This is a genomic window from Mesorhizobium sp., assembly GCF_004962925.1.
GTDB lineage: Bacteria > Pseudomonadota > Alphaproteobacteria > Rhizobiales > Rhizobiaceae > Mesorhizobium.
Genome location: NZ_SUEO01000198.1, coordinates 262 through 11,862, shown reverse-complemented (window position 1 = coordinate 11,862; position 11,601 = coordinate 262). Strand labels below are relative to the sequence as shown.

Here is an 11,601-nt window from a genome sequence, read left to right as displayed (position 1 = left end):
CCTCCAGCCCGGCAAGAATGCGCAGCAGCGTGGTCTTGCCCGATCCGCTGGCGCCGACGATGACCAGACATTCGCCGGAGCGGATATCGAGGTTGAGCGCCCTCAGCACGGCAAGCCGGCGCCCACTGAGGGTGAAGGATTTGGAGAGGTCGCGTATCGTGACCTCGCCGCCGCCTTTGCTGGCCATCGCGCCCATCCCGGTCAGTTGGTTTTCGTTTCGCCGCGCCGGTAAAGGATGTCTGCGGCTTTCAGCTTGCCCTTGGGCAGGCGGCCGTCGCGCTCGAGCACGCTGATCCAGAAGTCGATGTCGCGGTCGTCAGCCTTCGCCCCTTCGCGCAGGCCGAAGCCGGTCCAGTAGCGCGCCAGCGCGCCATTTTCGCCGCGCTTGTCGAGGATGTCCGCAAGCACCTTGCGCGCCTCGTCCGGGTTCTGGCGCGACCAGTCGGCGGCGCGGGCCGACTGTTCGACGAAATTGCGGGCGCTCTCCGGATGCGCCGTGATGAAGTCGCGCCGCAGGACAACGAAGCCGCCGGCCAGTTCGCCCAGCACGTCGGTGTCGTTGAACACACCGCGCACGCCGCCATTTTCGACCAGGGCGCCGGCAAACGTCGCCTGCCAATAGCCCAGTGCAGCGATATCGACCTGGCGCGACCGCAAGGTCTGTTCAAGCTGCGGCCCGGGCACCACGACGAGGTTGGCGGCATCCGGCGGCAGGCCGACGTCGTGCAGCGCCTCGCGCACGGTATAGTCGAGATGGGCGCCGAGCGTATTGACCGCAATGGTCTTGCCGGCGATGTCGGCAATCGATTTGATCGGACTGTCTTCCAGCACGTAGAAGACGCTGCGCACTTGCCTGTTGATGCCGTTGCTTGGATAGGCGGCGACGAAGTCATTGCCGCCGGAGATCGAATTGATCACCGCAGCGGTTGCAGCCGAGCCGAGATCGACGCTGCCGGAGGCGAGCGCGAACAGCGATTCCGGGCCGCCGCCGGAATACCCGACATTCTCCAGCTCGATACCGAGGCCCTTGAAATAGCCGAGCTCGCCGGCCAGCTCATGCGGCGAGATGCTGCCGCGGCTGGCGAGGTAGCGCAACGTGACGGGCGCGGCTTGCGCAACGGCGAAGCGGGGCAGGCCGGCGGCGACGATGCCGGCGGCAAAGGGAGCGCCGGCAAGCAGGGAACGGCGAGTGATTGGCATGATCGGGTCTTTCCTGTTGGAGAGGATGGCCTGTTGGAGAGGATGGTGAAAGCTGGTCAGTCGACGGGATTGCTCCAGCGGCAGAGCCGTCGCTGCAGGCTGACCAGCGCCTGGTTGGCGATCAGGCCGAGGCCGGCGAGGATGACGATCGCCGCAAACATCAGCGGGATCTGGAAGTTGTATTGCGCGTTCATCACCTGGAAGCCGATGCCCTTGTTGGCGCCGATCATTTCGGAGGCGATCAGCAACAAGAGCGCCGTGGTCGCACTCAGCCTCAGGCCCACGAAGATCGACGGGACAGCCGCCGGAAGCACAACACGGCGAAACACGGTGAGCCGCGTGGCGCCGTAGACCCGGGCCATCTCGAGCAGTTTCGGATCGACTTGCTTGACGCCGCTGATGGTGTTGAGCAGCAGCGGAAACAGCGTCGCCCAGAAGATGACGAAGATCTTTGATGCCTCCCCCAGCCCGAGCAGCAGGATGAACACCGGGTAGAGCGCCAGCGCCGATGTCTGCCGGAAAACCTGCAGGATCGGATCAAGCGCGGTTTCGACGGCGCGCACCTGGCCCATGAACAGGCCGAGCGGGATAGCAACCGCCACGGCCGCCGCGAAGGCGAAGCCGGCGCGCTGCAGGCTGATGGCGATGTCGCCAAGCAAGGTGCCGCCGGCCAGACCGTTCCACAATGCGGTGACGATCGTGTCGATCGGCGGCAGCACCGCGGCGTTGACCCATCCCGCGCGGCTTGAGACCTGCCAGATCGCGAGGAAGGCGATCAGGATGCCGTAGCGGGACAGGAAGCGGACGACAGTCCGGTTGGCCAGGCGCGGGAAATCGCCGCCAAGGCTGGTTCTGCCGCCATGTGCAGGGATCGTGACCCGCTGCTCGATGTGTTGCAAACTCATCGTCTTGCCCTTTGCTTCAAGAGAATCTATTCGGCGGCCAGCACCTTCGAGCGGGCGGCGGTCCAAGGGTTTTCCGGTCGCCTGAGGCCGAGATTCTCGCGCAGCGTCCTGCCTTCGTAGGCGGTGCGGAACAGGCTGCGGCGCTGCAGCTCGGGGATCACCAGGTCGACGAAGTCGTCGAGCCCGCCAGGCAGCCAGGGCGGCAGGATGTTGAAGCCGTCGGCGGCCTCGTTGCCGAACCATTCCTCCAGCTGATCGGCGACCTGGGTAGCGCTGCCGATGACGGTGTAGTGGCCGCGGGCCGTTGCCACCCACTGGTAGAGCTGGCGGATGGTGAAGTTGTGCTCGTCGGCAATCTGGCGGATCAGCGCCTGGCGGCTCTTCATGCCTTCGGTTTCCTTGCTCGGCGGCAAAGGACCGTCGAGCGGATAACCCCTGATGTCGAGCGTTTGGCCGGCCAGCCCGTTGAGCAGGGCCACGCCATCCTCGGGCAGGATCAGGTCGTTCAGCTGCTGGTACTTGGCGCGGGCTTCCTCTTCGGTGCGGCCGACGAAGGGGGCCACGCCCGGCATGATCAGCACCTGCCCGGGATCGCGGCCGACTGCCGCCACGCGCGCCTTGATGTCGCGATAGAATTCTTGCGCCGAGGCCAGATTCTGATGGGCGGTAAAGATGACCTCGGCGGATTGGGCGGCGAGCTTGCGGCCGTCCTCCGACTGCCCGGCCTGCACCACCACCGGGTGGCCCTGCACCGGGCGCGGCACATTGAGCGGGCCTTTGACGCTAAAATGTGGGCCCTTGTGGTCGATGTCGTGAAGCCTGTCCTTGTCGTAGAAGCGGCCCGACTTCTTGTCGCGGATGAACGCATCGTCTTCCCAGCTGTCCCACAGCGCCTTGACCGTCTCGACATGCTCATGCGCCCGGGCATAGCGCTCGGCGTGAGCAGGCTGCGTCTCGCGATTGAAATTGCGCGCGGTCTCGTCGCCCGCCGAGGTCACGACATTCCAGCCGGCCCGGCCATTCGACAGAAGGTCGAGCGAGGCGAACTTGCGGGCGAGCGTATAAGGCTCCTCATAGGTGGTGGATGCGGTGGCGATGAAGCCCAGATGCGTGGTGAGCGGCGCCAATGCGGCAAACAGCGTCACCGGCTCGAACCCGGCGATCTTGGCATTGCCGCCTTCGCGGGCGCCGAGGCCGACGGTCAGATTGTCTGCGAGGAAATAGGCGTCGAACAGGCCGCGCTCGGCGGTCAGCGCGAGTTGCCTGTGGAACTCGAAATTCGTCGCGCCGTCGGCCGGCGCGTCAGGATGGCGCCAGGCTGCGATATGCTGTCCGCCACCGGGCAGGAAAGCGCCAAGCTTGATCTGCCTGGACTTGCTGGGTCTGGTCATTGCGGGTTCCTTCTGAGCTGTGCGGAAAGGGAATCGACTGGCAGGTATTCAGGCGGCAAGACCGACGCTGCGGGGCACCACCCGGCATGCTTCGGCGACCGCTTGCCTGGCGCGAGCATGGATGGCTTCGGACACCAGCACGCCGTTGGCGAAGTCCTTGTCGGAGGCGTAGATCGCGGTCGGCAGGGTCAGCGCCTCGAAGAAGCCGAACAGCGGCCGCAGCTGATGTTCGACCACCAGCGAATGACGATCGCCGCCGCCGGTTGCTGCAAGGATGACCGGCTTTCCCCTCAGGGATGACGGGTCGAGCAGGTCGAAGAAATGCTTGAAAAGCCCGGTGTAGCTGCCTTTGAAAGTCGGCGAGCCAACCACCAGGACATCGGCGCCCAGCAGTCGCTCGACGATGTTTCTGGCCAACGGATCCAGATCGCCGATACGCCTCGCCAGCGGGAAGGACTGACCGAGATCCTCGATGTCGAAAACGGTCGAGACTGCACCGGTGCTGCTCGCCACCTCCGCGACGATGTGGCTGATGAACGCCTTGGTCTTCGACGGACGGGTCAGGTTGCCTGACAGCCCCACCACCAGCTTTTTCGACATTTTGGGCTCCTCGCAAAACGGCTTGTGTGCATTAACTCTACTGAGTTTATAGAATTAAATGAGCGAGAAGATTTCAAAACGAGGCCGCCAAGCGGATTGAGTTTGCGGCACATCGCCGTTGATTGGTTCATTCGACGCGAATTGCGAACGCCGAGGTTTAGGGCAAGGACGCCTTGACCGCATTCCAGCCACGCGTTGATGATCAAGCGCACCAAAGGCATCGCCCCGGGGGATTCGCATGAAAACAGCCGTTCTGACGTATCTGCTCCTGGCCTGTTTGCTGGCATCGCCGGCGCAGGCGGGGTGGAAGCCGATCGAGACGGTCGAGACCTACGCCGTTTCAGGGCAGACCGGTCCCCAGCTCCATGCCTCGATGGGCGAGCGGGGGCCAATGATCGGCAAAGGCAAGGTCCGCGCCATGGCCTACACCAACTTCAAGCTGACCTGGGTCAGGGATTATCAGCGACAAGGCAATGCCTGCGTGCTGGTATCGGCGCGGCCGAAGCTCATCATAACCTACACCTTGCCCGAAACGTCCGGGCCGGTGCCGGCCGCCGTGCAGAAGAGCTGGAACGTTTTTGCCGCCGGCCTCGCCGCCCACGAAAAGGTGCATGGCGACATCATCGTCGACATGGTCCGCAAGATCGAGACGGCCACCATCGGCCTGTCCGTCCCCGACGATCCCGGCTGCAGCAAGATCAGGACCGAAATGACCAGGCGGCTTGCCGAACTCTCGCAGGCGCAGCGGCAGGCAAGCCGCGATTTCGACCGGGTAGAATTCGCCCCGCGCGGCAATCTGCAGTGGCTCATCGTGAATTTGCTGATGGGGCGGTGAGATCCCACCGGGAGGAGAAGCAGTGAGGTGGAGCTGGAAATCATGGCAAGTTGGGCGGGACAGCGCCCCCCTCTGTCCTGCCGGACATCTCCCCCACTTGGGGGGAGATCGGCCGTCATCCTTGATTTCGCCAATCGCCAACCTCGAAAAATAGGCGCTGCCGGCGCAACTGCCAATCTCCCCACTTGTGGGGGAGATGTCCGGCAGGACAGAGGGGGGCGCCGTAGAGCGCCGACCTCAATAGCACCCGAGCATTGACAATGCCTCACACGCCATTGCCCCCACGAAATCGCGCGAATGCCAAGTCGATGCGCAAAGCCATGACCGACGCCGAATTGAAGCTCTGGAATGAGCTTCGCGCGCATCGGCTGATGGGGCTTGGGTTCCGGAGACAATTTCCGATCGCTGGTTACATCGTCGACTTTGCTTGCCCGGAAAAGAAACTCGTCGTCGAAGTCGATGGTTCGCAGCATGGCGACGCCAATGCAGGCGATGAGGCGAGGACAAAGCGTCTGGAGCAGGATGGCTGGACCATCCTGCGCTTCTGGAACGACGACGTCATTCGCGACATCGACAATGTCTGCCAGCACATAATCATCGTGGCCGGGCCGGACAGGCGCTGATTTTCACTCCGCCATCGGCGTCCACATCACATCCTCGACCCGCAGCGCCCCGGTTGCCAGCATCACCAGCCGGTCGAAGCCGAGTGCGGCGCCGCTCGCCTGCGGCATGATGCTCAGCGCGGCGAGGAAATCCTCGTCGATCGGATAGCGTTCGCCATAGATGCGCTCCTTCTCGTCCATCTCGAGGATGAAGCGCCGGCGCTGCTCGGCGGCGTCGGTCAGTTCGCCGAACGCGTTGGCTAGCTCGACGCCGCAGCAATAGAGCTCGAAGCGCTCGGCGGTCCTCGGGTCATCCGCGCTCGGCCGGGCGAGTGCCGCCTCCGAAATCGGATAGCCATAAAGGATGATGGCGCGCCCCTGCCCCAGCGTTGGCTCGATCTTTTCCACCATCACCCGGCTGAACAGATCGGCCCAATTGTCGTCGGCCGCGGTGCGTAGGCCCGCCTTGACCAGGGCCGCCCACAGCGCCTCCCGATCGGTGCTGCCATCGGTGGCGACGGTGGCCAGCAGGTCGATGCCGGCATGGCGCGAAAAAGCCTCGGCGACGCTCAACCGTTCCGGCTCGGCGAACGGATCGGCCTCGCGGCCGCGAAAGGAGAAAATTTTTGTGCCGGCGCGCTCGGCGGCCAGCGCGACAAGCCCGGCGCAATCCTCCATCAGGGTCTCATAGGTCTCATCAGCTCGGTACCACTCCAGCATGGTGAAGGACGGATGATGCAACGGACCGCGCTCGCGGTTGCGATAGACGGCGCTCAGGCTGAAGATGCGCGTCTCGCCGGCGGCGAGCAGCTTCTTGCAGGCGAATTCCGGCGAGGTGTGCAAATAGAGCGGCAGGTGCTGCCCGTCCGGCCCGATCGCCTCGGTGGCAAAGGCCGACAGATGCGCCTCGTTGCCGGGCGAGATCTGCAGCGCCGCCGTCTCGACCTCGACGAAGTCGCGGCGGGCAAACCAGTCGCGCAGGGACGCAGTGATGGCATTGCGCAGGATCAGCCGTGGCCGGCGGTCGGCGTGAACATCGGGCGTCCACCAGGGCGAGGCGGCGGTCATGACAGACGGATTTGCATCGGGGACTGGCGATTGCAGCCAAGATGCGCTAGTCCGCACCGGACGGCTCCCGCAGCCGATTTGCGCCGGTCGGCGCTTCCAGGCCAGTCAACGCTCTTAGGAATAAAGCCCGTGAAGGTCATCGCCAGTTCCCTACGCAAAGGCAATGTCGTCGAAAAGGACGACAAGCTCTATGTGATCCTCTTTGCCGAAAACATCCATCCGGGCAAGGGCACGCCGGTGACCCAGCTCGACATGCGCCGCATCTCCGACGGGGTGAAAGTTTCGGAGCGCTACCGCACCACCGAGCAGGTCGAGCGCGCCTATGTCGAGGAGCGCGAGCACACCTTCCTCTACCGCGACGGCGAAGGCTTCCACTTCATGAACCCGGAAAGCTATGACCAGGTCGCGGTGTCGGAAAGCGTGGTCGGCGAGATGGCGCCCTATCTCACGGAAGGCATGGCGGTGCAGGTCTCACAGTACAATGGCATCGCCATCTCGCTGGTGCTGCCGCAGCGCGCCACTTTCGAGGTGGTCGAGACCGAGCCGGTGACCAAGGGCCAGACGGCGTCCTCCTCCTACAAGCCGGCAACGCTGTCCAACGGCGTGCGCACGCTAGTGCCGCCGCATATCAGCGCCGGCACCCGCGTGGTGGTGATGACGGCGGATGGCGCTTATGTGGAGCGGGCGAAGGATTGAGGCTGGCGGCGGGTCGCCGATGTTGGAGACCGAAACACCACGCGCTTCGTCATCCCAGGGCGGAGCAGGAGCGAAGCGACGTCGCGCAGACCCTGGGATCCATTCCGTGACGTTTGAGCGTAGCGGCGGTGCGGAAAGCGGGATAGCTTCCGCCAACCTAAGGGGTCGCCACCCCCCCGGCGATCAGTGCATCGCGCCGGCAAACGCCTCTCGGTGGTGAGCCAAAAATGCCGGTGTGGCCACAGCTTTCGATCCGACGGCAGATGCAAACCTTGATGCTCCGGGCGGAAGAGATTCCTTAGCTCACTAGGCACCCGGTTATGGGCGACCAGAAGTCGATGGTTCTCATCTATCGAGATGAGGTGCCGGTCGAAGAGCCAGTGCACGGTGGCGGACAGCGCGATGCCGTTCTGCACAACGTCGGGACCGCCGGCCGCAACCGGTTTGATGTGGGCCGCCTGAACTTCGGCCCTGCCGCCGCCATTGATGATGCGGAGGCCGGTGACGGCGCATTTGTCCTCATAGGCTCGGCAGACTTCTAGCCGGAAGGTCGCGTCGCGGATTTTTCGGTTCAGCAATATCTGCTCGACCTGACGATCAACCGTCTGGGCAAAGCCAGGCTGTGTCGGCAACGACAGTTGGAAAGGCAGCATGTCGAGATCGAGTTTTCTGGCGTTGGCGGGGTCTAGGGTTTCGCTGAGGCCAGCCAGCACAATATCGTTGAAGTCCTCCGTCAGAATCGGGCGCATGGACTTGCCCTGGACCGCGCGGCCGACGAGGCTGGGATTTAGCACCTCGCGCAATAGCGCCTCCGCATAACGGCCGTCCCTGACGAAAGGCACGGGTGCCGGAAATTCGAGATAATCCGCCACATTGGCATAGTAATGACCAGCCCGATCGGGGTCCGGCTCGACACGGGTTACGCGCGCCGCAGCGATATAGGCGCGTCGGCCGCCATTGCGTTGTGGCTCACGAAAGAGCACCCAGTCACCTACCGCGTTTCGTGCTGCGTCCAGGTAGTTGCTGCGGGAGGGAAAATGATAGCGGCGGGTGATGTCATCCTTGTAGCCAGACGCCGGCTTGACATCAAAAACGGCTTTCACAATTCCATCCCATCGTCACGACATCGTCGTCTACAGTGCAAACGCACCTTGTAAATTCTCGTCAACCCGAAGAACCCCAAGCAACTGCCAAGTCTGCGGCCGCTTTGCTAAGTTCCCGACGGCGAACAACATTCCGCGTTTCGGGTAGTCGTCATTGAACCTGTGATCCATCCAGTCGAGCGTTTCCTGCACGGTTCGTCCACGCTTTCGCTCGTTGTAATACATAGCGTGAGCCTCCCAATCTCCATTTGTGTATTCGTGGAGCGCATGTGCGTCCTTGAACCTGAATTTAAATTCATAGGGTGTGGGCTCTAACACAGCGAGGTCGTCGTCCAGAAGCGACCCTTGCGAGGCCGCCAGTTTGTAAGAATCGCGCTCTTCCTTCAAATCAGAGGAGGATTTCAGCTTGTAAGAAAAACGCGGTTCGATAGGTCGGATCAACGCGAGCGAATCCCCACGCTCCTCAGCAGCCTTCACGGATGGCAAGACCAGTGGATTCAGGAATGCAGCCCGCTTGCTTGGAGCCAATCGCTTGCCGATGACGATAGAGTCTTCGAAGACCCGACAGCTTTCCCTACGATTGTCCCGCGGCGGTCTGATGTACTTGAAGTCGATGAAATCCCAGCGTTTGAAGCTATTCTCTTCCTTGAGGTGCCTGAAACGCACCGGGTAGAGGCGTTTCCACTGGCCCTCGGGCGTGATGCCCGCACAACAAACGGTTTCTCCGTGCTTCGCACTACGTTGCGGCAGCGCTTTCACGAGGATGATAACTTGGCAGCTTTGAGGCGTTGCGGACATAGCGCTCCGGATCGTCGCCGTAGAGATCGAACACCTCGAACTCCATCGACTCAATCATCTCCTCCGCAACGATTGACCTGTGACAGGTCTCCGGATTGCGCTCGAAGCACAGTAGGCATGTCGGCTTTTCCCCCGCCGCAGCTACCAGCTCCTTGAGGGACAACTGAGCGTTGTCGGAATCAAGGTGAGCAGAATAGATAGCACGGAATTGCTCGAAAAGTCCCGCTCGTGCCGCATCTCTTCCAGGTTTTGGGTCGCCAAGGTCTATGAAATGCAAGTATTCGATACCTTCAGACTCTAAGCGAGCCGCCAATGATTTTTTGGAGAATCCTTTCTTGCGGGAAAGTGCGACGGCACGGACGTCGGCTACCCGCTTAACGCCGACGGTTTTCAGCGTTGCGACGAAACGGTCTATGTCTGTTCCCTCATATCCGATCGTGTAGACAACACTCATGTTATTCTCCGGCATTTCGCCTGTGGATACTCGCATGCGGAGCTTACGTCGACCTGAGACGATGCCGCACCGAATCAATGTTTGTTTCAAGTCCAGTAAACGAAGGATTACCACCCCTCAGCTCACCCGCCGCCCCAGCATCATCCCATAATGCACGGCCAGCAAATCCAGCCCCACCTTGTGCAGCTTCACCACCACATCGCGCGCCTCGCCCGTCTGCACCGTTTCGCCATGGCAGCACACCTTGTGCACCACGCTCGCCACCTCCCAGTGCGCCAGCGCCCGGGTGGCGGCGGCGTGGGCGCGGCCGGCTGAGGGGATGCGGTCGGCGACGACGCCACCCTTGCGGCCGCCGTCGACGCACTCGGTCAGCGCCATCGACCTGGCGCCGTCCTGCTGCGAGACGCGGAAATCCTCGCGTTAGCAGTGCCCGATCCGTCGCGCGGCCATAGCGCACTTGCGAAATGCCCTCTCTTGAGCAATGCTCCACCTATTAGCAGGGGCTTGAGGAATGACATTTAAGGCAGCCGCGCGGATCGATACGGTGGTGTCGATTGCAGGCTCACCGAATCCAGGCGGTAAACCGGGATGGCTTTCAAGAAACTGCGGATTTGGCTGGGACTGAAAGACGATCCCGCAGCGATCTCGCGCCACGCTAAAATCGGACGCGAAACCTATGGTGTCCACGGCAGGACATTCCTCAATTGCACGGCGGAATCACCAGTCGAGATAGGCGCATTTTGTTCTATCGGACCAGGGACACTCTTTCTGTGCCAGACGGATCATCGAACGGATACGGCTTCAACTTTTCCTTTTCAGTCGCGGATTTTCCGGCAGAAAAAGAACCTGGAGTACCTTGTTTCGAAAGGCCCGATCCTCGTCGGCAATGATGTCTGGATCGGAGCCCGCGCGATCATCCTTTCAGGCGTGACCATCGGCGACGGAGCAATTATCGCCGCCGGCAGCGTCGTGACCAGGGACGTTGCGCCATACACGCTTGTCGGCGGCAATCCAGCCAAAGTGATCAAGCGCCGGTTCTCCGACGAAACGATTGCTGCGCTACTTGAAATCCAGTGGTGGAACTGGCCCATGGCGCAGCTAAAAAAGGAGCGCGCCGCCTTCGACCTGTCCGCCGACGTTTTCGCCAAGCACTATGCAGTCCGCCAGAATTCAAGGCGCGTGTAAACGTGACCGCGAAGGCTCGACGCTCCGCCAAGCCAGAGGCTGTGCGGGTGCTGCGTGCGGTTCGAAGCGCTAGGTAGATTTCGCAACAGCTGGGCTGATTTGCCTGCGCGGAATTCAGCCAAGAATGAGACCCGCCACCAGAACCGTAAGGATAAGCGAGAGCGGAACGGCAAGCAGGCAGCACGCCTCCAAAGTGTTGATTTGCCAAGGGTTCATCGGGCGCTTTCCCATATTGATTTCCTATCTAAACGGGCAGACCGGGACGGCAGTTCCATGGAAAATGTCAGGGCGTCATCCGCGCCGCTATCGTGCTGATTGGCGCGAAGCCGCATTCCGAGTTATCCAGCGGGCACGCGCCAGATGCGTCGCCCAGGCCCGGAATGCCCGTTCTGGCTCTTGCTCCGGGTCAATATGCAGAACGGTGTGGGCGACCTCACGCCAATCGGCTCCGTCCGCCGACGCATCGAGCAGCCGGATATAAGTTAGCATGTGGTCCTCGTCATAGCCGGTCAGCACCGAAGACGTCGGCGCGACGTCTGCGAAATGAGGGTCTAGCAGCGGCTTTAACATTGCGATCTACCAGCAACGGCGCACCGTAACAGCCTATGGAGAAACCTGCGCCCTTCAATTGGAGGACGCGGGCGGATCGAGGTTCGCTGCCTCGCCGCACTCCGCGCCCCCTCGGGCTGCAAAATTCAGGCCGCCTCCCCGGTGATCAACGGCGCCTTGATTGACCGGCGCGAGCATTCACGCCAGTTGCCTGC

15 protein-coding genes are annotated in these 11,601 nt (G+C 62.2%); 4 read left to right on the top strand and 11 right to left on the bottom strand.

Annotated elements, in window-relative coordinates:
• From E5W87_RS28245 to msuE, 5 genes are all read right to left on the bottom strand, one after another.
• A partial coding sequence (locus E5W87_RS28245; RefSeq protein WP_292405012.1) for an ATP-binding cassette domain-containing protein occupies positions 1-187 on the bottom strand: 187 nt, incomplete at its 3' end.
• A 14-nt stretch (positions 188-201) separates the two neighbouring features.
• Positions 202-1,200: an ABC transporter substrate-binding protein gene (locus E5W87_RS28240; protein WP_292405007.1), complete on the bottom strand. Its 999-nt coding sequence runs from the start codon at positions 1,198-1,200 to the stop codon at positions 202-204.
• A 56-nt stretch (positions 1,201-1,256) separates the two neighbouring features.
• Positions 1,257-2,105 carry an ABC transporter permease gene (locus E5W87_RS28235; protein ID WP_292405003.1) on the bottom strand — a complete coding sequence of 283 codons (849 nt, stop codon included), beginning with the start codon at positions 2,103-2,105 and terminating at the stop codon, positions 1,257-1,259.
• A gap of 26 nt (positions 2,106-2,131) precedes the next feature.
• Positions 2,132-3,496, bottom strand: coding sequence for an LLM class flavin-dependent oxidoreductase (locus E5W87_RS28230; protein ID WP_292405002.1), 1,365 nt, complete (start codon positions 3,494-3,496; stop codon positions 2,132-2,134).
• 48 nt (positions 3,497-3,544) lie between these two features.
• On the bottom strand, positions 3,545-4,096 hold the full coding sequence (gene msuE, locus E5W87_RS28225) for an FMN reductase (protein ID WP_292405000.1): 552 nt from the start codon (positions 4,094-4,096) through the stop codon (positions 3,545-3,547).
• Between the two features lie 238 nt (positions 4,097-4,334).
• Here msuE and E5W87_RS28220 point away from each other — a divergent pair, with 238 nt between their 5' ends.
• Complete coding sequence (locus tag E5W87_RS28220) at positions 4,335-4,931, top strand: DUF922 domain-containing Zn-dependent protease (RefSeq protein ID WP_292404998.1); 597 nt, start codon at positions 4,335-4,337, stop codon at positions 4,929-4,931.
• A 260-nt stretch (positions 4,932-5,191) separates the two neighbouring features.
• Positions 5,192-5,554 carry an endonuclease domain-containing protein gene (locus tag E5W87_RS28215; RefSeq protein ID WP_292404995.1) on the top strand — a complete coding sequence of 121 codons (363 nt, stop codon included), beginning with the start codon at positions 5,192-5,194 and terminating at the stop codon, positions 5,552-5,554.
• A 3-nt stretch (positions 5,555-5,557) separates the two neighbouring features.
• Here E5W87_RS28215 and epmA read toward each other — a convergent pair whose 3' ends face one another.
• The gene (epmA, locus tag E5W87_RS28210; RefSeq protein ID WP_292404992.1) at positions 5,558-6,601 is read right to left on the bottom strand and encodes an EF-P lysine aminoacylase EpmA; all 1,044 of its coding nucleotides are present in this window, start codon (positions 6,599-6,601) and stop codon (positions 5,558-5,560) included.
• Positions 6,602-6,730: 129 nt separating this feature from the next.
• Between epmA and efp the strand changes: the two genes are divergently transcribed.
• Entirely contained in the window at positions 6,731-7,297 is a 567-nt protein-coding gene (efp, locus tag E5W87_RS28205) for an elongation factor P (RefSeq protein ID WP_292404989.1), read from the top strand.
• Here the strand turns inward: efp and E5W87_RS28200 are convergent.
• The 4 genes from E5W87_RS28200 to E5W87_RS28185 all read right to left on the bottom strand — a co-directional run bounded on the left by E5W87_RS28200 (position 7,273) and on the right by E5W87_RS28185 (position 10,030).
• Positions 7,273-8,400, bottom strand: coding sequence for an HNH endonuclease (locus E5W87_RS28200; RefSeq protein ID WP_292404986.1), 1,128 nt, complete (start codon positions 8,398-8,400; stop codon positions 7,273-7,275). The genes efp and E5W87_RS28200 overlap by 25 nt on opposite strands.
• 30 nt (positions 8,401-8,430) lie before the next feature.
• Positions 8,431-9,159 carry a hypothetical protein gene (locus tag E5W87_RS28195; protein WP_292404984.1) on the bottom strand — a complete coding sequence of 243 codons (729 nt, stop codon included), beginning with the start codon at positions 9,157-9,159 and terminating at the stop codon, positions 8,431-8,433.
• On the bottom strand, positions 9,137-9,652 hold the full coding sequence (locus tag E5W87_RS28190; protein ID WP_292404981.1) for a DUF488 family protein: 516 nt from the start codon (positions 9,650-9,652) through the stop codon (positions 9,137-9,139). The genes E5W87_RS28195 and E5W87_RS28190 overlap by 23 nt, the downstream gene beginning before the upstream one ends.
• Before the next feature lie 117 nt (positions 9,653-9,769).
• Positions 9,770-10,030 (bottom strand): hypothetical protein, encoded by a 261-nt coding sequence (locus tag E5W87_RS28185; RefSeq protein WP_367118888.1) that lies wholly within the window; start codon positions 10,028-10,030, stop codon positions 9,770-9,772.
• A gap of 210 nt (positions 10,031-10,240) precedes the next feature.
• Between E5W87_RS28185 and E5W87_RS28180 the strand changes: the two genes are divergently transcribed.
• Positions 10,241-10,837: a CatB-related O-acetyltransferase gene (locus E5W87_RS28180; protein WP_292404978.1), complete on the top strand. Its 597-nt coding sequence runs from the start codon at positions 10,241-10,243 to the stop codon at positions 10,835-10,837.
• A gap of 303 nt (positions 10,838-11,140) precedes the next feature.
• Here the strand turns inward: E5W87_RS28180 and E5W87_RS28175 are convergent, their stop codons facing one another.
• Positions 11,141-11,407, bottom strand: coding sequence for a DUF2285 domain-containing protein (locus E5W87_RS28175; protein ID WP_292404975.1), 267 nt, complete (start codon positions 11,405-11,407; stop codon positions 11,141-11,143).
• Positions 11,408-11,601 lie beyond the last annotated feature (194 nt).

Bases quoted from the DNA above. Each gene is read 5' to 3' on its own strand.
- E5W87_RS28240 (WP_292405007.1), bottom strand. From the start codon at position 1,200: ATGCCAATCACTCGCCGTTCCCTGCTTGCCGGCGCTCCCTTTGCCGCC.
- E5W87_RS28235 (WP_292405003.1), bottom strand. From the start codon at position 2,105: ATGAGTTTGCAACACATCGAGCAGCGGGTCACGATCCCTGCACATGGC.
- E5W87_RS28230 (WP_292405002.1), bottom strand. From the start codon at position 3,496: ATGACCAGACCCAGCAAGTCCAGGCAGATCAAGCTTGGCGCTTTCCTG.
- msuE (WP_292405000.1), bottom strand. From the start codon at position 4,096: ATGTCGAAAAAGCTGGTGGTGGGGCTGTCAGGCAACCTGACCCGTCCG.
- E5W87_RS28220 (WP_292404998.1), top strand. From the start codon at position 4,335: ATGAAAACAGCCGTTCTGACGTATCTGCTCCTGGCCTGTTTGCTGGCA.
- E5W87_RS28215 (WP_292404995.1), top strand. From the start codon at position 5,192: ATGCCTCACACGCCATTGCCCCCACGAAATCGCGCGAATGCCAAGTCG.
- epmA (WP_292404992.1), bottom strand. From the start codon at position 6,601: ATGACCGCCGCCTCGCCCTGGTGGACGCCCGATGTTCACGCCGACCGC.
- E5W87_RS28190 (WP_292404981.1), bottom strand. From the start codon at position 9,652: ATGAGTGTTGTCTACACGATCGGATATGAGGGAACAGACATAGACCGT.
- E5W87_RS28185 (WP_367118888.1), bottom strand. From the start codon at position 10,030: ATGGCGCTGACCGAGTGCGTCGACGGCGGCCGCAAGGGTGGCGTCGTC.
- E5W87_RS28180 (WP_292404978.1), top strand. From the start codon at position 10,241: ATGGCTTTCAAGAAACTGCGGATTTGGCTGGGACTGAAAGACGATCCC.
- E5W87_RS28175 (WP_292404975.1), bottom strand. From the start codon at position 11,407: ATGTTAAAGCCGCTGCTAGACCCTCATTTCGCAGACGTCGCGCCGACG.